Origin of the sequence: Paraburkholderia aspalathi (genome assembly GCF_905220735.1) — a bacterium.
Classification (GTDB): Bacteria; Pseudomonadota; Gammaproteobacteria; order Burkholderiales; family Burkholderiaceae; genus Paraburkholderia; species Paraburkholderia aspalathi.
On the sequence record NZ_CAJNBA010000010.1, the window covers coordinates 132,324 to 151,643 of the forward strand.

General features: G+C 62.8%; 17 protein-coding genes. 5 read left to right on the forward strand and 12 right to left on the reverse strand.

The window, feature by feature from the left end; genetic code table 11:
- Positions 1–34 precede the first annotated feature (34 nt).
- From aroB to pilM, 6 genes are all read right to left on the reverse strand, one after another.
- Positions 35–1,120 (reverse strand): 3-dehydroquinate synthase, encoded by a 1,086-nt coding sequence (gene aroB / locus KHO30_RS34700; RefSeq protein ID WP_200619838.1) that lies wholly within the window; start codon positions 1,118–1,120, stop codon positions 35–37.
- Entirely contained in the window at positions 1,120–1,671 is a 552-nt protein-coding gene (locus tag KHO30_RS34705; RefSeq protein WP_093643398.1) for a shikimate kinase, read from the reverse strand. Before KHO30_RS34705 ends, aroB begins: the two co-directional genes overlap by 1 nt.
- A 107-nt stretch (positions 1,672–1,778) precedes the next feature.
- On the reverse strand, positions 1,779–3,383 hold the full coding sequence (locus KHO30_RS34710; protein ID WP_244179513.1) for a type IV pilus secretin PilQ: 1,605 nt from the start codon (positions 3,381–3,383) through the stop codon (positions 1,779–1,781).
- Between the two features lie 188 nt (positions 3,384–3,571).
- Positions 3,572–4,495, reverse strand: coding sequence for a hypothetical protein (locus tag KHO30_RS34715; RefSeq protein WP_211703573.1), 924 nt, complete (start codon positions 4,493–4,495; stop codon positions 3,572–3,574).
- Positions 4,492–5,220, reverse strand: coding sequence for a fimbrial assembly protein (locus KHO30_RS34720; protein ID WP_425312936.1), 729 nt, complete (start codon positions 5,218–5,220; stop codon positions 4,492–4,494). Before KHO30_RS34720 ends, KHO30_RS34715 begins: the two co-directional genes overlap by 4 nt.
- Positions 5,217–6,209 (reverse strand): type IV pilus biogenesis protein PilM, encoded by a 993-nt coding sequence (gene pilM / locus KHO30_RS34725; RefSeq protein WP_211703574.1) that lies wholly within the window; start codon positions 6,207–6,209, stop codon positions 5,217–5,219. The genes KHO30_RS34720 and pilM overlap by 4 nt, the downstream gene beginning before the upstream one ends.
- A 255-nt stretch (positions 6,210–6,464) precedes the next feature.
- Here pilM and KHO30_RS34730 point away from each other — a divergent pair, with 255 nt between their 5' ends.
- On the forward strand, positions 6,465–8,864 hold the full coding sequence (locus KHO30_RS34730) for a penicillin-binding protein 1A (RefSeq protein WP_200650938.1): 2,400 nt from the start codon (positions 6,465–6,467) through the stop codon (positions 8,862–8,864).
- Between the two features lie 79 nt (positions 8,865–8,943).
- Here KHO30_RS34730 and cyaY read toward each other — a convergent pair whose 3' ends face one another.
- Positions 8,944–9,261, reverse strand: coding sequence for an iron donor protein CyaY (cyaY, locus tag KHO30_RS34735; RefSeq protein ID WP_093643394.1), 318 nt, complete (start codon positions 9,259–9,261; stop codon positions 8,944–8,946).
- A gap of 35 nt (positions 9,262–9,296) precedes the next feature.
- On the opposite strand from cyaY, the gene lptM reads away from it, so the two are divergent.
- Positions 9,297–9,632, forward strand: coding sequence for an LPS translocon maturation chaperone LptM (lptM, locus tag KHO30_RS34740; protein ID WP_211703575.1), 336 nt, complete (start codon positions 9,297–9,299; stop codon positions 9,630–9,632).
- 9 nt (positions 9,633–9,641) lie between these two features.
- A complete protein-coding gene (gene lysA / locus KHO30_RS34745; RefSeq protein WP_211703576.1) occupies positions 9,642–10,904 on the forward strand; it encodes a diaminopimelate decarboxylase in 1,263 nt (420 codons plus the stop codon).
- 82 nt (positions 10,905–10,986) lie between these two features.
- On the opposite strand, the gene msrQ is transcribed toward lysA, so the two are convergent.
- From msrQ to KHO30_RS34770, 5 genes are all read right to left on the reverse strand, one after another.
- A complete protein-coding gene (gene msrQ, locus KHO30_RS34750) occupies positions 10,987–11,688 on the reverse strand; it encodes a protein-methionine-sulfoxide reductase heme-binding subunit MsrQ (RefSeq protein WP_211703577.1) in 702 nt (233 codons plus the stop codon).
- Positions 11,689–11,696: 8 nt separating this feature from the next.
- Positions 11,697–12,692, reverse strand: a complete 996-nt coding sequence (msrP, locus tag KHO30_RS34755) for a protein-methionine-sulfoxide reductase catalytic subunit MsrP (protein WP_211703578.1) — start codon at positions 12,690–12,692, stop codon at positions 11,697–11,699.
- A 198-nt stretch (positions 12,693–12,890) separates the two neighbouring features.
- Positions 12,891–14,102, reverse strand: a complete 1,212-nt coding sequence (gene ccsB / locus KHO30_RS34760) for a c-type cytochrome biogenesis protein CcsB (protein ID WP_211703579.1) — start codon at positions 14,100–14,102, stop codon at positions 12,891–12,893.
- A gap of 4 nt (positions 14,103–14,106) precedes the next feature.
- The gene (locus KHO30_RS34765; protein ID WP_211703580.1) at positions 14,107–16,329 is read right to left on the reverse strand and encodes a cytochrome c biogenesis protein ResB; all 2,223 of its coding nucleotides are present in this window, start codon (positions 16,327–16,329) and stop codon (positions 14,107–14,109) included.
- A 114-nt stretch (positions 16,330–16,443) separates the two neighbouring features.
- A complete protein-coding gene (locus KHO30_RS34770) occupies positions 16,444–17,097 on the reverse strand; it encodes a c-type cytochrome (protein WP_054036563.1) in 654 nt (217 codons plus the stop codon).
- 216 nt (positions 17,098–17,313) lie between these two features.
- Between KHO30_RS34770 and yihA the strand changes: the two genes are divergently transcribed.
- Together yihA and hemB are read left to right on the forward strand one after the other, a co-directional pair.
- Positions 17,314–17,967, forward strand: a complete 654-nt coding sequence (gene yihA / locus KHO30_RS34775) for a ribosome biogenesis GTP-binding protein YihA/YsxC (RefSeq protein WP_093643378.1) — start codon at positions 17,314–17,316, stop codon at positions 17,965–17,967.
- A gap of 251 nt (positions 17,968–18,218) precedes the next feature.
- Entirely contained in the window at positions 18,219–19,217 is a 999-nt protein-coding gene (gene hemB / locus KHO30_RS34780; RefSeq protein WP_211703581.1) for a porphobilinogen synthase, read from the forward strand.
- The last annotated feature ends 103 nt before the right edge of the window (positions 19,218–19,320 follow it).

Sequence of the window (19,320 nt, forward strand, 5' to 3'; positions counted from 1 at the left end):
TGCTGCCTTGCTGCGAAGCCTCTGCCGGGTCGGTCTAGACGGCGGCGGCCAGCGTGGCGTGCACCTCGGCGTCGGGCGCCTGGGTGATCAGCGTCTCACCGAAACGCTTCAGCAGAATGAATTTGATCGCGCCGGCTTCAGCCTTCTTGTCGACCCGCATGAGGTCGACATAACGCGACTCGCCGAGCGCAGGCGCCCGGGTGGGCAGATGCGCGGCAACGATCACGTCGACCAGACGCTTGCGCGCCGCTTCGTCGAGATAACCCATGCGCACGGACAGGTCCGCCGCCATCACCATCCCGCAGCCCACCGCCTCGCCGTGAAGCCATTCGCCGTAGCCGAGTCCGGCTTCGATCGCATGGCCGAAGGTGTGGCCGAAATTGAGGATCGCGCGCAGCCCGCCTTCGCGCTCGTCCTGCGCCACGACTGACGCCTTGATCTCACACGAGCGCTTGACCGCCAAGGCCAGCACTTCGGGCTCGCAGCGATTGAGCGCTTCGACGTTCGCTTCGATCCAGCTGAAGAAACCGGCGTCGGCAATCGCGCCGGTCTTGATCACTTCAGCGACGCCCGCCGCCAGTTCACGCGCCGGCAGCGTACGCAGCGCGCCGATGTCGGCGATCACCGCCTGCGGCTGGTAGAACGCGCCGATCATGTTCTTGCCAAGCGGATGGTTGATGCCCGTCTTGCCGCCCACCGACGAATCCACCTGCGATAGCAAGGTAGTCGGCACCTGGATGAACGGCACGCCGCGCATGTAGCAGGCCGCGGCAAACCCCGTCATGTCGCCGATCACGCCGCCGCCCAAGGCAATCAGCGTGGTCTTGCGATCGGCGCGCGAGCCCAGCAGCGCGTCGAAAATCAGGTTCAGGGTTTCGAGGTTCTTGTACGCTTCGCCGTCGGGCAAAACAACCGTGGACACCTGCTTGCCAAGCGGCGCCAACGCGGCGCGCAGCTTGTCACCGTACAGCGGGTCAACCGTGGTGTTCGTGACGATAGTGACCGAACTGCCGGCGATATGCGGCGCGAACAACGCGGTCTGGCCGATCAGATCGGCACCGATATGGATGGGGTAGGCGCGCTCGCCCAGTTCGACATTGACGGTAATCATACGGTCCATTATGACGCAGGATGTTTGGCGACGCCGGCCATCTCGAGCTGCATCAGAACCATGTTGACGAGTCCGTTGACCGAGGGCCGGCCAGTTTCGATCACGAAGTGCGCGCATTCCCGGTATAGCGGATCGCGTACTTCGTAGAGCGCCTCGAGGCGCGCTTTGGGGTCTTCAGTCTGCAAAAGCGGGCGATTCTTGTCGCGTCGGGTGCGCAGCCACAGATCGTGCGGATTGGCGCGCAAATAGATCACCACACCCCGATTTTGCAGCGCTTCGCGGTTTTCCGGCCGCAGCACCGCGCCGCCGCCCGTGGCCAGCACGATATTGTCGCGCCCGGTCAGGTCGGAAATCACGTGCGCTTCGCGATCGCGAAAGCCCGCTTCGCCTTCCAGCTCGAAGATCACCGGGATGCGCGCGCCCGTACGCGCCTCGATTTCATGGTCGGAATCGAAGAACGGGCGATCGAGACGGCGCGCAATGGCCCGGCCCACGGTGGTTTTGCCTGCCCCCATGAGCCCTACAAAAAATACATTGGCGTGTGCGTCCCGCGCTTGCAACGGTGTCCCTCTGGCTAATCCGGTATGGTTCGTGCCGCAGCTTACTGGCAAAGCGGCTGCCTTGTCGAGCCTGCAGGCCGCCGCTGGAGAGCGGCGGCAGCGTGCCCCTAATTTGTCTGAACGACGCGCGGCGTGATGAAAACTGCCAGTTCACTGCGCTGGTCCCGATGGGCCCGATGGCGGAAAAGCGCGCCTAAAACCGGTATTTTGCCCAGGAGCGGCACCCGCGTCACATCGTCCCGGTTGTCGGTCGCGTAAATTCCGCCGATCGACACCGTACCACCATCTTCGACTTCGACGCGCGTTTGCACGTGTTTGGTATTAATCGCGGGCCCGGCGTCGGTCTGCTCGCCGACGCTGTCTTTGGCGACGTCGAGGTCCAGCACCACTCTACCGTCCGGCATGATTTGCGGCTCGACCTCCAGTTTGAGCGTAGCGCGGCGAAACTGCACGCCCGACACGCCCTGCCCCACTTTCGCCTGATAGGGCAGCTCGGTGCCCTGCTCGACGACCGCTTTCATCCGGTCCGCCGTCACCACCCGGGGGCTCGAGACGATTTCGCCGCGGCCTTCGGCCTCCAGCGCGCTCAGCTCGATGTTCAGGAGCCGCGTCGCGCCGGCTGCGAACAAGGTCAGCCCGGCAGTGGCGGCATCGAAACCGGAAATCGGACGCGCTGACAGATCGTACACGGTGCCGTCCGCGCCGCCGGTCAGGCCTCGGGCGGTGCCGTCGGCGCTAGTGGCCGCCATGGAGAGCCGCACGCCGAGATTGCGCGAAAAACCGTGCTCTCCCTCGACGATGCGCGCTTCGATCAACACCTGCCGGGTCGGCCGGTCGACGGAAGCAAGCAGCGCCGTGATTTGCGCGAGGCGTCCTTCGAGATCGGTGACGAACAGCAGATTGGTGCGCGGATCGGCCGTCGCGGCGCCGCGTTTGGACAGCACGCGCTGGTTACCGGCGCCGGTCAGCAGGCGCCGCACGTCTTCGGCCCGCGCGTAGTGCAGCTCGAACGTGCGGCTTGCGAGCGGTTCGAGATCGGCGGCTCTCGCGTGCGCTTCGAAACGCTGCCGTTCGCGCGCGGCCAGCTCCGCGATCGGCGCGACCCAGATCACGTTGCCGTGGCGCTCCATGGCGAGCCCGTTGACGTCGAGCAAGGTATCGAATGCAGTGCGCCACGGGACCTTGTCGAGTCGTAGTGTGACGGCGCCACGCACTCTCTCGCTCGCGACGATGTTCAGGCCGGTGAACTGGGCGAACGCGTTAAGCACCGCGCCGAGTTCCGCGCGCTGGAAGTTGAGCGAGATCGGTTTGTCGTCGGCGGCGAGTTTGGCGTCGTCGGGGGTCTTCGGTGCGTTGCTCAGGCGCGCAAGCGGAGGCAACGGCACCGGCGGCCCTTCGAGCGCCGAGGTTCCCTTGGCGTCGTTGTGCGCCGACATCGCGGATTGCCTCCGTAGTGGCACCGAACCGTCTGCGTCGTCGGCAAGGTCGTCAGCGCGTCCGATGTCAGCTGGTGCCGTCCCTCGCGATACGCCAGAGTCGGCGACGGAATTGTCGCGGAACGGGTTGGGTACTTCGGCAGCGATGCCGCGCGGTAAGGGCGGTACATCGTATCGGGCTTCGGGCGCCGTAATGGCGTCGTCGAGCGGCATGTATGCGGGCAGCGGCGGCAACGGTGGCGTCGAAGCATGCGCGATGCCGACGCTTATCGCCATGCATGCGATCAGGCTGCGAATCGGATTGCGAAGCAGGCTGCAAAGCGGATTGTGAATCGAGCTGCGAACCAAGTTGCAAACTGGGCTCGCACGCATCCTTCCAGACAAGCCGCGACACACGCCCGAACCAAACCACACACGAACGCCGACGCGCGACTCCGCAAAACCGAACGTCTTCATCAACCTCATCAGGACGTCCCCGTCAGTGCCAGCGTGCGTGTCACGCCGCCATTTGCCAGCGTGATGCTGAGCGCGTCGAGCCGCGTGACGCGCTCGGTGCCGAGTTGCTGCCCGGACACGACGGTGGTCGCACCATCCGGCGTATCTAGCAAGGCAAGTCCGCGCGTGCGATCGTGCAGCAAGCCGACGAGGCGCAGCTGCGAAGCATCAGGCGGCGGCTCACCGGACGCAAGCATCTGCGGAAGCGAGAACGGGTCGAAGAACACGATATTTTCTTCGTCATCCGAATCGAGGCTTTCGTCGGCGAACGCGTCCGCATTCGCAGTTGAAGGCAGCGGCCTCAGCGCGCTGAATACGTGCAGCGTTGCTTTCACCGCTAACCAATCCGCATCGCGCTTGACCGTCACATCGACGGGCACGATCAGCACCGGCAGATCCGACAGGCCGCGCAGAAATGCCATCAGGTGAACGAAATCGGTGTGCGCGGTGAGTTGCACAGGACGCATGCTTTCGGCACCTGAGCCACTGGCAGCACCCGGTTCTACCGAGAGCAACGAGACGCTATTCTGCGCCGCGAGTTCGGATACGATCCGCACGTCGTCCGCGGAGGTCCATGGCGCAGGCAACTGTGCACCCGGCATGGCGGCAACGTCCCGACGCAGCGCGGGCAATTGCGTCAGCGCACGGTGCGCGTCAGTGAGGTGCCGCGTGGCCGCCTCCAATGCCGCACGGCTCGCCTCGATGCCGCCGAGATCCGCCACAACCCAACCATGCGTGCCAAGTCCGAACACCACTGCAGCGATCAGCAACGCAACCGCCCAACGGCGCCGACGACTCCAGGCAGCGAGCGGCACGCGCACGCGCGTCATCCACTGAGAAAGCGCTGGCCGCGCGCTGGCCGCGCCGCCGAACCCGACAAAAGTCGTACTCATTTCGTATCTCCTGACTGTTCAGATTTCATGTGACGTTGCGCGGCGAGGCCCGACGTATGGGCTGTTTTCTTCGGCGGGTCGCCCCAACGCAGATGCGCTCCGAATTCGATCGGGCCGCTCACGCTGGCCGCCGCCACCGGACTGCTGCGTGACGCCGAGCGACGCAGATCGCTCACCTCGGCGCCCTTCACACCGCGGATCGCGCTCAAGCGTTTGAGCCACTCGGCCGATGCGATATGTCCGCGCGAGGTCGCGAGCAACTCCGTCTCATGCTCGCGCTGCCGCATCTGCTGCAACACCACACCGTCACCGGGTTCAAAACTCAGTGCATCCAGCAGGTCGCGCAAATGCGTAAGTGGCTCGGACAAGTTCATCGCACGCGCCACGCCTTTGCGTTGTTCGTCCTGCACCCGCAACAATCTGGTGTGCTCGGCGAGCGGCCCGGCCAGTTGCGCAAGCGATTGTTCGACCGACGCGCGCCGCGCATCCAGCCGCGCCCTTTCGAATGCCTGCCATCCGACTAACGCGAACACGGCCGCAAAACCGGCTAGCGCGGCGGCAAACCATTCGAGCAGACGCCGCCGGCGCGCGAGCCGGGCGTTGCGTTGCCTGTACGGCAGCAGGTTGAAGCCGCCGAGCCACGGCTGTGTGAAGCGCACGCCACGCGTAGAAGCACGCGTGTCCGGGGCCGCCGGATCCAAACGGGGCTGCAGACCGCGCATCATTCGAGTACTCCGCGCAACGCAAGTCCGAATGCGACCGCGGCAGCCGGCTCGTGCAACAGCGGATCGTGCAGTTGACGTGCGCGCCCACCCAGCGCCGCACACTCGAACGGCATCACGGTGCAACCCAACACATCGGCGATATCCGCGATCGAGAAACCCACGCTGTCGAGCAGATCGACCTCGCCGCTCAACAACGCACAATCGAGTACGGGGCCGTGGACAAGATCACGCAACGCGTCAGCGAGATCGGCGTGTTCGGGAGCCGGGTAGCGCATTTCACCGACCAGGCAATCGTCGACGATGCGCCAGCCATACACGCCGTCCGTGCCGATCCAGAGCGCGACATAGGGTTCGTGCGGATCGAGTTCGTGACTGGCCGCGTAGCGCATGGCGCGCAATGCCGCGTGCGGCTCGCCATCGATCGCGGTGAGCGAGATGCCGGCGGTCGCGGCGCATTCGATACGCGCTTCGAGATGCTGGCGTGCGGTTGCGGCGATCGTCACCGAACGGATTGGCGAACGCGTTTCGTCGACGAACCAGTCGACCGCCAACGCGTGCCGCTCGAGGCCTGCGATGCGCTCGACTTCGCTCATCACCGCCGGTTCGAGTTCGGCGAGTTCATGCCCGCCGTCTCCCACGCAACCGGCGAGCGCGGCAAGCCGTGTGAGCGGCACGGTAGTGGTCAACGTGGCCGAGGCGGGCAGCGCCATCGCGCAGCGCAATGCATGCGTCGCACACGCGCGCGGCAGCCCCGCGAATGCGTCACGCAACGCACGCGCCACCGCATGCCGGTCGGCGATCTCCGTACCGGCCATTGCGCCCGCGCCGAGCGGCACGGTGCTCGCATGTTCGATGTGCAGCGCGGCACGTGCGCGCGAATGCTGACTCACCACGACCAGCCGCACCGCCTGCGAACCCACATCGATGCCCGCCGCGAAACGCTGCGCGCCGAGTTGCACACCTTGAAGCCACGAACTTTTGAATGTCATCACGCCCTCCCTCAGACTCACGCGACGAACCATTCGAACGCGAGTAACGAGTGAGGATTGTGCTTAGCCGCGCCGCCGCGCGACACTCAGCCGAATGGCTAACGTTGCGCGACGCGCGCCCTCTCGGCCATCAAAGCGTCTACAGTGAAGTCATTCCCGCGCGCGGCGTGCAGACTTGTCAAGAACTGTCAGTAAGCACGCCGAAAGCTGAAAAGCGAGGCGGCTATAATCGCGGGACTGTTTTTTGGTGCCCATATGCAATCCACGTCTCCCACGTCTCCGCCGCCCGCGCCGCAGAAGCGCAAACGCCCCCTGTGGCTCAAGCTCATCATCGGCCTGGTGGGTCTGATCGTCGCAGGCATCCTGTGCGTGCTGCTGGTGCTCGGTTATGCGCTGGTGGTAGCAACGCCGAACCTGCCGTCGCTCGATGCGCTGACCGACTACCGGCCGAAGGTGCCATTGCGCATCTATACGGCCGACCACGTGCTGATCGGCGAATTCGGTGAAGAACGGCGCGATATCGTCCATATCCAGGACGTGCCGGATAGCCTGAAGAAAGCCGTGTTGGCGATTGAAGACGCGCGCTTCTACGATCACGGCGGCGTCGACCTCACAGGCATTGCGCGCGCCGGCTTCGTCGCACTGACCAACGGCCACGCCACGCAAGGCGCCAGCACGATCACCATGCAGGTGGCGCGCAACTTCTTCCTGTCGAGTGAAAAGACCTACACGCGCAAGATCTACGAGATGCTGCTCGCGTACAAGATCGAGTCGAAGCTGTCGAAAGATCAGATTCTCGAGGTGTACATGAATCAGATCTATCTCGGTCAGCGTGCGTATGGCTTCGCGAGCGCGGCGCGGGTGTACTTCGGCAAAGATCTGAAGGACCTGACCCTGGCGGAATCCGCCATGCTGGCGGGTTTGCCGAAGGCGCCGTCCGCGTATAACCCGGTGGTCAATCCGAAGCGCGCGAAGATCCGCCAGGAGTACATCCTGCAGCGCATGTACGAACTGCACTACATCACTCAGGAACAATACGACGAGGCAAGCAGGCAGCCGCTGATTGTCAAGGGCGCGGGCAAGGAATTCAGCGTGCACGCGGAATACGTCGCGGAAATGGTGCGGCAGATGATGTACGCGCAGTATCGCGAAGAGGCGTACACGCGTGGGCTGAACGTGGTGACCACCATCGACTCGGCCGATCAGGACGTTGCTTACCGGGCGCTGCGCAAAGGTCTGATGGACTACGAACGGCGCCACGGCTATCGCGGGCCGGAAGCGTTTATCGATTTGCCGTCCGATGCGGACGACCGCGAACAGGCCATCGACGACGCGTTGCTCGAACATCCCGACAACGGTGAAATCATCGCCGCGGTGGTCACGGCGGCGAGCCCGAAGCAGGTGCAGGCCACCTTCATCGACGGCAACGTCGCGACCATTCAGGGCGACGGCCTGCGCTTCGCGCAGTTCGCGCTCGGCACGCGCGCGCAGCCGAATCAACGCGTGCGGCCCGGCGCGATCATTCGCGTCGTGAAGGATGACGAGGGCAACTGGTCGATCACGCAGTTGCCTCAAGTGGAAGGCGCATTCGTTTCGGTGGTGCCGCAGGATGGCGCGATTCGCGCGCTGGTCGGCGGTTTCGACTTCAACAAGAACAAGTTCAACCACGTGACCCAGGCGTGGCGTCAACCGGGCTCGAGCTTCAAGCCGTTCATCTATTCGGCCTCGCTCGAAAAGGGGCTCGGACCGGCCACGGTGATCAACGATGCGCCGCTCTTTTTCAGCGCTGCGGAGACGGGCGGCCAGGCGTGGGAACCGAAGAACTACGGCGGCGGTTTCGATGGTCCTATGACCATGCGCACCGCCCTGCAGAAGTCGAAGAACCTCGTGTCGATTCGCATCCTGAACCACATCGGCACCAAGTATGCGCAGCAATACATCACGCGTTTCGGCTTCGACGCGGACCGTCACCCAGCTTACCTCCCGATGGCGCTCGGCGCGGGACTCGTTACGCCCTTGCAGATGGCCGGCGCGTTCTCGGTGTTTGCTAACGGCGGCTATCGCATCAACCCGTATCTGATCGCGGAAGTCACCGATCAGCGCGGCATCGTCGTGGCGCACGCGCAACCGCTGGTCGCCGAGCAGAGCGCGCCGCACGCGATCGAACCGCGCAATGCGTATGTGATGAACAGCCTGCTGCAAAGCGTCGCGCAACGAGGCACGGGCGCGAAGAGCAACGTGCTGAAACGTACCGACCTCGGCGGCAAGACCGGCACGACGAACGATTCGCGCGATGCGTGGTTCGGCGGCTATCAGCACACGCTCACAGCGATCGCGTGGATCGGTTACGACAACCCGCGCAGTCTCGGCGATAAGGAAACGGGCGGCGGCCTCGCGTTGCCGGTTTGGATCGAATACATGGCGCGCGCGCTCAAGGGTGTGCCGGACTACAAGATGCCGATGCCCGACGGTGTGACCGAGCTCGGCTCAGAACTGTATTTCGACGAGTTCACGCCGGGCCACGGATTCGTCTCGACGGTCGGTATCAGTCAGGCAGCGCTGGATGCCGAGGCGAGCGGTGCGTCCGCGGCCGCGCCCGAGCAGGTCGGCGAACAGGAAAAGCAGGACATCATGAATCTGTTCCGCGGGCACTAAAGACGCGCTCAGAAGAGGCGGCAACGTTCGCCAGAAAAAAACCGCCGCGCTCGATGCGCGGCGGTTTTTACCAAACGCTTTACGCTTTGAACTGAACCGGCTCGCCGGCCTGCTGCGTCGCGTACTCCGACAGCGCGGCGAAAAACTCGGTGCCGCTGCGCGTATCGCGCCATTCACCGTCGATGAAACGGAAGTGGAAACCACCCGCTTTCGCGGCGATCCAGATCTCGCTCATCGGCGGCTGCAGGTTGACGATGATCTTCGTGCGGTTCTCGAATTCGAGGGTCAGGACATTGCCGCTGCGCTCGAGTTCGATGTCGGCTTCCGTGTCGTCAAGCGCGCGTTCGATGGCGGCTAGCGCGGCTTCCGCGCGGGTCAGGTAATCACTATCGGACATGCTAAACTCCATCGATTATTTATTCAGGGACAGTCATGCGAGTCGTATCTCGGATGCGCGCGGCGGTGCCCGGCCGCGCGATTGTAGCGGGTTTAGCCATTCTCGCAGGTTGTGCACTTGCCGGCTGCGGGCAACGCGGTTCGCTCTATTTGCCCACCGTGCCGCCGCTACCGGCCAAGCCGATCGATCGCACACAACCGCCGTCGCCGGATACAGTGAAATCGGGCACGGCAACCCCCTCCACGATGGGTGAGGTGCCGGATACTTCCGGCGCGCCGCTCTCGTTGGCGCCGGAAAGCGAACTCGCCGCGCCGCCCGCATCCGCTGCTGCGCCTGCGCAACCTGCCTCCGCCGTCACTCCCGCTCAATAAGACTTTCGCATGACTCGATCCGCATTTGACTACGTCGACGGCGTGTTGCACGCCGAGGGCGTGTCCGCCGCCTCACTCGCCGAACAGTTCGGCACGCCGCTGTACGTCTATTCGCGCGCCGCGCTCACCGAAGCGTGGAATGCCTACGCAGGCGCTTGCGCCGGCCGCCATGCGACCGTGCACGTCGCCGTCAAGGCCAATAGTAATCTCGCGGTGCTGAACGTATTCGCGCGCCTTGGCGCGGGCTTCGACATCGTGTCAGGCGGTGAACTGGCGCGTGTGCTGGCCGCCGGCGGCAAAGCGGAAAACACCGTGTTCTCCGGCGTCGGCAAGCATGCGGACGAGATGCGTCAGGCGCTCGCGGCCGGCGTCAAATGCTTCAACGTCGAGTCGATTCCCGAGCTCGACCGTCTGAATGCGGTGGCGGCGGAAATGGGCAAAAAGGCCCCCGTCTCGCTGCGCGTGAATCCGGACGTCGACGCAAAAACGCATCCGTATATTTCCACCGGCCTGAAGTCGAACAAGTTCGGCGTCGCGTTCGAAGATGCACGCGCTACGTATCGCGCCGCCGCGGCGATGACGCATCTCGACGTGGTCGGCATCGACTGCCATATCGGCTCGCAGATCACTGAAGTCGCGCCGTATCTGGACGCAGTCGACAAGGTTCTCGAACTGGTCGAACAGATCGAACAGGACGGCGTGAAGATTCGCCACATCGACGTAGGCGGCGGTCTCGGCATCACGTATGACGACGAAACCCCGCCGGAAATCGGCGACTTCGTGCGCACCGTGCTGGATCGCATCGAAGCGCGCGGTCATGGGCATCGCGAAGTGTATTTCGAGCCGGGCCGTTCGCTGGTCGGCAATGCCGGCGTACTGCTCACGCGCGTCGAATTTCTGAAGCCTGGCGCGGAAAAGAACTTTGCCATCGTCGACGCGGCGATGACCGACCTCGCACGCCCTGCGATGTACGAGGCGTATCACGCGATCGAGGCGGTCGTTAAGCGCGACGTGCCCGCCCACGTGTACGACGTGGTCGGCCCGGTTTGCGAAAGCGGCGATTGGCTGGGTCGCGAGCGTCTGCTGGCGGTTGAACCGGGCGATCTGCTGGCGATTCGCTCGGCTGGCGCCTATGGCTTTGTGATGAGCTCGAACTACAACACCCGTCCGCGTGCGGCCGAGGTGATGGTTGATGGTACACAGGTGCATGTGGTCCGTGCACGTGAAGAGGTGAAGCAGCTGTTTGCAGGCGAGACGATCTTGCCGGCGTAAACGTCTGAGCTTGGATCTCGGCGATAAAAAAGGCGATGCCACTGCGGCATCGCCTTTTTATTTGCGCGTTTGAACCTCGTGGTCAGCGTGTCTTGACCCTGCGCTCGCGCAGCCATACGAGCAAACGCCACCCCAGCAACGCGACCATGATCGCCCCGTAGATCTTCGGCAAGATCAGATCGTGCTTGCCCGCCTTCATCCACCAGAAGTGCAGGATCGCGAGCCCGCCGATCGCATAGATCGCGCGATGCAATGTCTGCCAGCGGCGTCCAAGTTTTCGCACCATCGCGCGCGGCGATGTAACGGCCAATGCGATGAGCAGCACGAACGCCGCGAAACCCACAGTGATGAAAGGCCGTTTGCCGATGTCCTTGAGAATCGCGGCAACGTCGAACCACTTGTCGAACCACAGGTAGGTGGTGAAGTGCAGCGTCGCGTAGAAGAATGCATAGAGACCTAGCATCCGACGAAACCTGGCCAATGCAGTGATGCCGGTCAGTCGACGCAACGGCGTCACCGCCAGCGTGATGCAAAGAAAGACGAGCGTCCACCGGCCCGTCGAGCGCGTGATGAACTCGATCGGATTCGCGCCCAGCCGATCGGTCACGCCGAACAGCACGATGCGCGCAAGTGGATACCACGCCGCAATGAACACCACGATTTTCGCGGGTACGATCCAGCGCGCACCGGTGGCGGGCCGCTTTGTCGTCGCTGACGCCGGCGCTTTGGTACGCGGCGTTGTTCGCGAGGTCTCGGCAACAGGTTGCGTGTCGGAGGAAGCCATGATGCCGCTCAAAAGTTTTTCTTCAGGTCCATGCCCTGATACAGCGACGCGACCTGATCGCCGTAGCCGTTGAACATCAACGTCTTGCGCTTGGGCGTAAAGAAACCATCTTCGCCGATGCGCCGCTCGGTGGCCTGGCTCCAGCGCGGGTGATCGACGTTCGGATTCACGTTCGAATAGAAACCGTATTCGTTCGAAGCATACGTGTTCCAGCTGGTCGGCGGCTGCTTGTCGAGGAAGCGGATTTTCACCAGCGACTTCGCGCTCTTGAAGCCGTACTTCCACGGCACCACGACACGGATCGGCGCACCGCTCTGATTCGGCAGCACCTGGCCGTAGAGACCCATCGTCAGGAACGTCAGCGGGTTCATTGCTTCGTCCATTCGCAGACCTTCGGTGTACGGCCAGTCGAGTACCGGCGTCGACAGGCCAGGCATTTGCGACGGATCGGCGAGCGTGATGAATTGCACGTATTTGGCGTTGCCGGTCGGCTGCACACGCTTGATCAACTCCGCGAGCGGCACGCCAATCCACGGAATCACCATCGACCAGCCTTCGACACAACGCAACCGATACACGCGTTCCTCGAGCGGCGCGAGCTTCAGCAATTCGTCGATGTCGTACACCTTCGGATTCTTGATTTCGCCCTCGACGCTCACCTTCCACGGGTGCGGACGCAACGTACCGGCGTTGTGCGCGGGATCCGCCTTGTCGGTGCCGAACTCGTAGTAGTTGTTGTACGTGGTGATGTCCTTGTACGGCGTGATCTTGTCGGGCGCGACGAACTTCGGGTTGGTCTTCGCCATGAGCTTCTGCGCCTTCGGATCCGGCGACGAATACGCGGCTAGCGCTTCGCCATTTACGCCGATCAGACTACCGAGCGCCAACGCGCCCGCAGCCTGCAACACGCGCCGCCGGTTCTCGAAGACATGCTGAGGCGTGATTTCGCTGCGTGCGATGTCATCGCCAACGAGTTGAGTTCTGTCGCTTCGCTTGATCCACATCGTGCTGCTCCTTGCCGGCCCATCGGGTTGTCTATCTTACGGGGCCATATTGATGATCGGCTCGTTTAGCCACTCGCCCAGCCATCCTTGGGTGCTGATCTAACAAACACACTGGATGCAGCGAATATTCCGCCGGACGTAAAAAAACCGCCGGTGCGAAACACGCGGCGGTTTTTAGTCGGCTCAGAACGGCAGATCTTACAGCTTGCCGTAGCTATGCAGCCCCGACAGGAACATGTTGACGCCGAGGAACGCGAAGGTCGTCACCAGCAGGCCGGTCAGCGCCCACCAGGCCGCCACCGCGCCGCGCAGGCCCTTCATCAGGCGCATATGCAGCCAGGCCGCGTAGTTCAGCCACACGATCAGCGCCCACGTTTCCTTCGGGTCCCAGCTCCAGTAACCGCCCCATGCTTCCGCGGCCCACAGCGCACCGAGAATCGTCGCGATCGTGAAGAACGCGAAGCCGACGGCGATCGACTTGTACATCAGGTCGTCGAGCACATCGAGCGGCGGCAGGCGGTCGGCCAGCACACCGCGCTCTTTGGCCAGATACGCGACCCCGACCATGGCCGACAGCGCGAAGCTGCCATAGCCGATGAAGTTAGCCGGCACGTGGATCTTCATCCACCAGCTCTGCAGCGCCGGCACGAGCGGCTGGATCTGCTGGGCGTCGCGCGCGACCGAGTACCACATCAGGAAGCCGACCGCCGCGCTGATCACCAGCAGCACGAATGCGCCGAGCGCACGCGTGTTGTAGTGCTGCTCGTAGTACAGATAGAACAGCGCCGTGATCAGGCTGAACAGCACGAACACTTCGTAGAGGTTCGAAATTGGAATATGGCCGACGTCCGCGCCGATCAGGTACGACTCGTACCACCGCACCATCAGACCGACGAAGCCCATCACCACCGCGGCCCACGTCATTTTCGAACCGATCGCGGCGCCGGTCGGTGAACGCGACAGCAGGCCGATCCAGTAGAAGACGGTAGCAAAGACGAAGAGCGCGCTCATCCACAGAATCGCGGACTGGCTCGACAGGAAATATTTGAGCAAGAACGCGTTATCCGCGCGCGTCAGATCGCCGTGATAGATCTGGATCGCCAGCAACGACAGAGCGGCGATGCCCACCATCAGCGGACGCACCGGCTTCCAGCGCCAGCCGAGTACGACGAACACCGGCACCGCCAGGCACAGCACCAGTTTGTCGTAGTAGTTCATGAACGGGTGATAGCGCGACAGCGCAAACCCGGCGCCCGCGACCATCACGACGGCGAACAGCCAGTCGACGACACCGAGGCGTTTCAGGAACGGCCGCTCGTCGTACTGAGCAACGTTGAGTGCCTCGTTCGCGAACGACTTCTGCGGCCGCGAGGCTGAAGAGGAGGATGAGGAAACCTGAGTCAAGTCCATGATCTTACCGGGTCGAATCTTGTGAGCGTGCGGACGGCGCGCCGGCTGGGCCGGGTTTGTCGGAAGCGCCGGCGGCGTCGGATGCTTCAGTGAGTTTGGCGCCCAACGCGGCGCCGACAGCGTCGCGCGTTTGAACGAACTCCTTTTCGAAATCGAGCGTTTTGCGCGCGCTCGACATCGCCATCACGACATTCGTGCCGTGATCGGTATCTTTGAGCCAGAACCAGAGGCGCCGTTCGCGGACGTAGAACATCGAAAAGATGCCCAACACGAGGAGCAGGCTGCCAAGATACACGACTTTTTTGCCCGGCGCGCGCGTCAACTGAAATACCGAAGCTTGCACCTGCTTGAATGAGTCGAGCTGTAAATAGACCGGCGAACCATACAAAAAGCTGTCGGATATTGCATTGATCGAGCTCTGGACGAAGCGGCTGGCGTCCGCATTGGGCTGCGCATCCGGCTCGCCCAGCTGCTCACGCGACAGTTGCCACAGGTCCCACGTCGCGCCTTCCAGCATGCGCAGCAGCAGGCCGGCGGCTTTTTCCTGCTCACCCTTCGGCACGGAATGGTCGATGAACCCGGCGACTGCCTGGAAGCCGCCAACCGTCTGGCCGTTCGGCATCTTGATACTGTTGTCCGCACCGGCAAACAGGGTCAGGACACGCAATGCGCTTTCTTCGAGGTGCTGTTGCAGTTCGGTATTTGAACCCGGCACCGAGCGCAGCGCGAAACGGTGAGCGGCCGCCGCGCGCATGGCCGGATCTTCAAGCGTGGCGCGCAGGTTCATCCATTCCTTCACGGTCCCACCGGTGTCGGCGGGAATCCGCAGGTAGCGGAAGGGATCGTCCGGATTCAGACGCATGCCGGCGAGGAACATCTTTTCGCCCGCGACGTCCACCGGCAGCATGTAGTTGTTGTACTCGCGCGCCTGGCCGTCCTTGTCGCGCACCTTGTACTGCACCGACGGACCGACGTTATGCAGATCGAGCGGCTTCGAGCTCTTGGCGCCAGAGCCGAGACGCTCGTCGAACGCTTCTTTCAGTGACCGATGCGCGGCGACGCCACGCGCATCGTTCTGGCCGCTGCCATTGGAGACGTTTTCGACGTTGATCGCGCGGAAATCGGTGAATTCGACGGTCTGGCCGTCAGCCAGCGGCGTGGCCGTGCCCAACGGCGCATTGCCGCCGATCGTGCCGCCGAACGGCGCGGTCTTCGCGCTCGCGCCGGACATCGGGTACGCGGTCATCTGCATCTGCGAGCCGCCATCCTGGAAGCTCGACTGGTAGATCGACACGCCGTCGTAGGTGAACGGCTTGTTCACTTCGACGCGTGCCGGCACGCGTGCGCCCGTCTTATGGTCGACCACGACGATATCGCTCGCGAACAACTTCGGCATGCCCGTCGAGTAGTAATCGACGATGAATTTGTTCAGCTCGATCGAGAACGGCAGGTCCTGGATCAGCGAGCCGTCCGGCTGGTTAAGGATCGCCGTCGACACATGCTGCCCTTCCGGCACCCACGCATAGCCGCGGAAAGTCGGGTTCGATTGCGACAGACGATGTTCCGGCGGAATGTCGTTGATCACCGTGTTGGCGCGGATCGGCGACTTGTCGAACAGCCACATTTGCAGCTTGATCGGCAGATTGCTGTCGAGCAGGCCGCCCAGACAGATCACCACAATCGCAACGTGCGCGGAGATGTAGCCAAACTTGGTCAGCGCGCCGCGCTTGGCGGCGATCAGCGTTGCGCCGTCCGACTCACGCGTGACGAACTTGTAGCCGAGCTTGGCCGAGAGTTTGGCGAGTACAGCCGCGGTCTGCGCGCGCTTGCCGTGCACCGCGAACTCGCCCTTGTGATGGAACGCGCGCAAGCTGCCTTCGCGGACCTTGTCTTTCCAGCTCTTGGCGTCCGCAACCATTTTCGGTGCATTGCGGATCACACACAGCGACACCGACACCATCAGGAAGCCGAGAATCAGCATGAACCACCACGAGCTGTACACCGTGTACAGGCTCAGCGAGCGGAAGATGTCCGCCCAGAACGGGCCGAACTGATTGACGTAGTTGGGATACGGATCGTCCTGCGTGAGGACGGTGCCGATGATGCTGGCGATCGACAGAATCACGAGCAGCGCGATCGCGAAACGCATCGAACTCAATACCTCGATGATGCTGCGCGTGATGCGATTGCCCGACTTCGACTGCAAACCCGACGTGGTGACGCTCATTCATACTCCGACTGAACAGCAAAAAAGGGTGAAGGGCTGTCGTAGACACGACGCCCTCACCCTTTTCTTGTTTTGTACCGGCCTCGCCGGGCCGGTTGCTTGCGTGCGGACTTCTTAGTGCAAGCCCGCGATGTAATCGGCTACAGCCTTGATCTCGCTGTCCGACAGACGCGATGCAATAGCGTGCATCGCCTCATTGTTGTTACGTGCGCCCGGACCCTGCGTGAACGCGGTCAACTGCGCCACCGTGTATTCGGCCCACTGGCCCGACAGACGCGGATACTGCGACGGAATCCCCTGACCGGTCGGCCCGTGGCAGCTTGCGCACGCCGGTACTCCCTTGTCCGCAATGCCGCCGCGGTAAATCTTCTGGCCGAGCGGGACAGTGTCCTTGTTATGCGCGTAGCCTGGCTTCGGGGTCTGCGTCGAAAAATAAGCAGCCACGTTGACCACGTCCTGATCGGACAGCGCCGCGGCCATGCCCGCCATGATCGCATTGTTGCGCGCGGGCTGCTTGGCGCCCGGCTGCGTTTTGAAATCCATCAGCTGCTTGACGAGATACTCGGGATGCTGACCTGCCAGCTTTGGATACGCACCGCCAGCACTGTTGCCGTCTGCACCGTGACATGTCGCGCAAACCTGGACTGCGATTGCCTGCCCCCGATTGACGTCCGGCTTTGCCGGATCTGCTGCTCGTGCCTGAATTGCCAAACCTGAAAGACCTGCCGCTACTTGAAGCACCATCAGAGTCTTGCACAGTCGATTCATTCGCACACCCTGTCTCGTCTTGTGGGATTTTAGAGGTTTTGCAAGATACGACAGCGACTGAGTGACCGCAAAGAGCCGCCAAGGCACGCGGGCTGGCCCCCTCAGGTTTTCAGTAAACCATCGTATTGTACAATAACTCGCTAATCGCTAAGACGCCAGTCGGGCTTGACCCGTCCCCACTCCGGGTTCCCCGGCGTCTCGAATACCGGCCTGATCATGTCCTTCCTGCTCCACCAATCCCGCTTTTTCACGACCGTCAATCACCTGCGTGATCTGCCGGCCACGGCGCAACCCGAGATCTGCTTTGCGGGACGCTCGAATGCGGGCAAGTCCACGGCCATCAATATTCTGTGCAATCAGAAGCGTCTGGCCTTCGCCAGTAAGACGCCTGGCCGCACCCAGCACATCAACTATTTCTCGGTGGGCAAGGAGGATGAGCCGACTGCGCATCTGGTCGACCTGCCGGGCTACGGCTATGCGGAAGTGCCGGGCGCAGCCAAGGCCCACTGGGAAGCGCTGCTCTCCACCTACCTGCAATCGCGCTCGCAACTGCGCGGCATGATCCTGATGATGGACTCGCGCCGCCCGTTGACGGACCTGGACCGGCGGATGATCGAGTGGTTCGCGCCGACCGGCAAGCCGATCCACACGCTGCTGACGAAGTGCGACAAATTGACGCGTCAGGAAAGCGTCAACGCCTTGCGCGCAACGCAGAAAGGTTTGGCCGAATATCGCGCCGCTGGCTACCAGGGCGAACTGACCGCGCAGCTGTTCTCGGCGCTCAAACGCGTCGGCATCGACGAAGCGCACGAACTGATCGAAGGCTGGCTGATCCCCGAAGCGAAGGGCGAAGCAGACGCGCCGCAGTAATCGCGCCGCGGGTGCGAACCCGGGCAAAAAACGCCATTCCGGCCGCCCATAAAAAAACCCGCCGCTTTAACGGCGGGTCAAACAGCCTAATCGAAAAAACGACAGGCACCCGCTCAGGGAGGAGAAGCGGGGAGGTCAGCGCAGGGCGCCTTGCTCGATCGGTATGATATACCATTGTCTCGAAAAGTTTCCGGGAGCGGAGGCACGCGTTACTCGCCCACTCCACACATCCACGTTTCCTCGATTCGGTTATGAGCTTCTTTCCGCACTACCGTCCGCGCCGTATGCGCCGTGACGACTTCTCGCGCCGCCTGATGCGAGAAAACATCCTCACCACCAACGATCTGATCTATCCCGTGTTTATCGTCGAAGGCACCAACGTGCGGCAAGCCGTACCGTCGATGCCTGGCGTCGAGCGTGTGTCGGTGGATCTGCTGATGGGCGTGGCCGAGCAATGTGTCGAGCTGGGCGTGCCGGTACTGGCGCTCTTTCCGGCAATCGACCCCTCCTTGAAAACGCCTGATGGCCGCGAGGCGACCAACCCGGCCGGCCTGATTCCGCGCGCGGTTCGCGAACTGAAAAAGAACTTTCCCGACCTCGGCGTGTTGACCGACGTCGCGCTCGATCCGTACACGAGCCACGGCCAGGACGGCGTGCTGGACGAAGCGGGCTACGTGATCAACGACGAGACCGTCGAGATCCTCGTGAAACAGGCGCGTGTGCAAGCTGAAGCGGGCGTCGATATCGTTGCGCCCTCGGACATGATGGACGGCCGCATTGGCGCGATCCGCGAAATGCTTGAGAGCGAGGGACATATCCACACGCGCATCATGGCTTATGCGGCCAAGTTCGCGTCGGCGTTTTATGGCCCGTTCCGCGATGCCGTCGGTTCCGCGACGAACCTCGGCAAGGGCAACAAGATGACCTACCAGATGGACCCGGCCAACTCGGATGAGGCGCTGCGCGAAGTGCAGGCGGACATCGAAGAAGGCGCGGATATGGTGATGGTCAAGCCGGGCATGCCGTATCTGGACATTGTGCGTCGCGTGAAGGACGAGTTCAAGTTCCCGACCTACGTGTATCAGGTCAGCGGCGAATACGCGATGCTGAAGGCGGCCGCGCAAAATGGCTGGCTCGATCACGACAAGGCGATGATGGAGTCGCTGCTGGCGTTCAAGCGGGCAGGCGCGGATGGCGTGCTGACCTACTTCGCGCTGGATGCCGCACGGATTTTGCGCTCGCAGAAGTGATTTAACGTGTCGCTTTGCCGACGGCGCTAGTCTTCTGAAGGCGCCCAAAAAAAACGGAGGCCGACTTTAAGTCGTGCCTCCGTTTTTTATGCGTGTTCTGGCG

What these genes read in the sequence shown, in the direction of transcription:
- aroB (WP_200619838.1), bottom strand. Translation starts at nt 1,120, where the DNA reads ATGGACCGTATGATTACCGTCAATGTCGAACTGGGCGAGCGCGCCTAC.
- KHO30_RS34710 (WP_244179513.1), bottom strand. Translation starts at nt 3,383, where the DNA reads ATGGCGATAAGCGTCGGCATCGCGCATGCTTCGACGCCACCGTTGCCG.
- KHO30_RS34715 (WP_211703573.1), bottom strand. Translation starts at nt 4,495, where the DNA reads ATGAGTACGACTTTTGTCGGGTTCGGCGGCGCGGCCAGCGCGCGGCCA.
- KHO30_RS34720 (WP_425312936.1), bottom strand. Translation starts at nt 5,220, where the DNA reads ATGATGCGCGGTCTGCAGCCCCGTTTGGATCCGGCGGCCCCGGACACG.
- pilM (WP_211703574.1), bottom strand. Translation starts at nt 6,209, where the DNA reads ATGACATTCAAAAGTTCGTGGCTTCAAGGTGTGCAACTCGGCGCGCAG.
- KHO30_RS34730 (WP_200650938.1), top strand. Translation starts at nt 6,465, where the DNA reads ATGCAATCCACGTCTCCCACGTCTCCGCCGCCCGCGCCGCAGAAGCGC.
- cyaY (WP_093643394.1), bottom strand. Translation starts at nt 9,261, where the DNA reads ATGTCCGATAGTGATTACCTGACCCGCGCGGAAGCCGCGCTAGCCGCC.
- lptM (WP_211703575.1), top strand. Translation starts at nt 9,297, where the DNA reads ATGCGAGTCGTATCTCGGATGCGCGCGGCGGTGCCCGGCCGCGCGATT.
- lysA (WP_211703576.1), top strand. Translation starts at nt 9,642, where the DNA reads ATGACTCGATCCGCATTTGACTACGTCGACGGCGTGTTGCACGCCGAG.
- msrQ (WP_211703577.1), bottom strand. Translation starts at nt 11,688, where the DNA reads ATGGCTTCCTCCGACACGCAACCTGTTGCCGAGACCTCGCGAACAACG.
- msrP (WP_211703578.1), bottom strand. Translation starts at nt 12,692, where the DNA reads ATGTGGATCAAGCGAAGCGACAGAACTCAACTCGTTGGCGATGACATC.
- ccsB (WP_211703579.1), bottom strand. Translation starts at nt 14,102, where the DNA reads ATGGACTTGACTCAGGTTTCCTCATCCTCCTCTTCAGCCTCGCGGCCG.
- KHO30_RS34765 (WP_211703580.1), bottom strand. Translation starts at nt 16,329, where the DNA reads ATGAGCGTCACCACGTCGGGTTTGCAGTCGAAGTCGGGCAATCGCATC.
- KHO30_RS34770 (WP_054036563.1), bottom strand. Translation starts at nt 17,097, where the DNA reads ATGAATCGACTGTGCAAGACTCTGATGGTGCTTCAAGTAGCGGCAGGT.
- yihA (WP_093643378.1), top strand. Translation starts at nt 17,314, where the DNA reads ATGTCCTTCCTGCTCCACCAATCCCGCTTTTTCACGACCGTCAATCAC.
- hemB (WP_211703581.1), top strand. Translation starts at nt 18,219, where the DNA reads ATGAGCTTCTTTCCGCACTACCGTCCGCGCCGTATGCGCCGTGACGAC.